1 protein-coding gene is annotated in these 1215 nt (G+C 45.8%); it reads right to left on the bottom strand.

Going from position 1 to position 1215, the window contains the following annotated elements:
* Positions 1-28: 28 nt before the first annotated feature.
* Positions 29-1213, bottom strand: a complete 1185-nt coding sequence (tuf, locus tag V7R42_RS19850) for an elongation factor Tu (protein ID WP_014977498.1) — start codon at positions 1211-1213, stop codon at positions 29-31.
* Positions 1214-1215: the final 2 nt, after the last annotated feature.

Here is a 1215-nt window from a genome sequence, read left to right as displayed (position 1 = left end):
TTTTTTGGCTTGTGTTGCTAAGTCTAGATTAGTCTAGGATCTTAGATACAACACCAGCACCTACTGTACGACCACCTTCACGGATTGCGAAACGAAGACCTTCTTCCATCGCGATCGGAGCAATTAGCTCAACTTTGAATTTAAGGTTGTCACCAGGCATTACCATTTCTACGCCTTCTGGAAGCTCTACAGCACCAGTTACGTCAGTTGTACGGAAGTAGAACTGTGGACGGTAGCCTTTGAAGAATGGAGTATGACGACCACCTTCATCTTTAGACAGTACGTATACTTCTGCTTCGAAGTTAACGTGTGGAGTGATTGAACCAGGCTTCGCTAGTACTTGACCACGTTCAACTTCATCACGCTTAGTACCACGTAGAAGAACACCAACGTTCTCACCTGCACGGCCTTCGTCAAGAAGCTTACGGAACATCTCAACACCAGTACAAGTAGTCTTAGTAGTGTCTTTGATACCTACGATTTCTACTTCTTCACCAACTTTAATGATACCTTGCTCAACACGACCCGTTACAACAGTACCACGGCCTGAGATTGAGAATACATCTTCGATTGGAAGGATGAACGGCTTGTCGATTGCACGCTCTGGCTCTGGGATGTATGAATCAAGCGCTTCACCAAGCTCGATGATTTTCTTTTCCCACTCTGCGTCGCCTTCAAGCGCTTTAAGCGCTGAACCTTGGATAACTGGTAGGTCATCACCTGGGAATTCGTATTCGTTAAGAAGTTCACGAACTTCCATTTCTACTAGCTCTAGAAGCTCTTCATCGTCAACCATGTCACACTTGTTCATGAATACGATGATGTAAGGAATACCAACCTGACGACCAAGTAGGATGTGCTCACGAGTCTGTGGCATAGGACCATCAGTCGCAGCAACTACTAGGATACCACCGTCCATCTGAGCAGCACCAGTGATCATGTTTTTAACGTAATCAGCGTGTCCTGGGCAGTCTACGTGTGCGTAGTGACGAGTAGGAGTATCGTATTCTACGTGTGAAGTAGAGATGGTGATACCACGTGCTTTTTCTTCAGGCGCGTTATCGATTTGATCGAAAGCCTGTGCGTTACCGCCGTAAGTTTTAGAAAGAACTGTAGTGATAGCTGCAGTTAGGGTAGTTTTACCGTGGTCAACGTGGCCGATTGTACCCACGTTTACGTGGGGTTTCGTACGTTCAAACTTTTCTTTTGCCATTT

Origin of the sequence: Alteromonas sp. S015, assembly GCF_036864485.1 — a bacterium.
In the GTDB taxonomy this organism is placed as follows: Bacteria; Pseudomonadota; Gammaproteobacteria; order Enterobacterales; family Alteromonadaceae; genus Alteromonas.
Note: the sequence above shows the minus strand (reverse complement) of the source record. Positions and strands in the feature narration are given on the sequence as shown.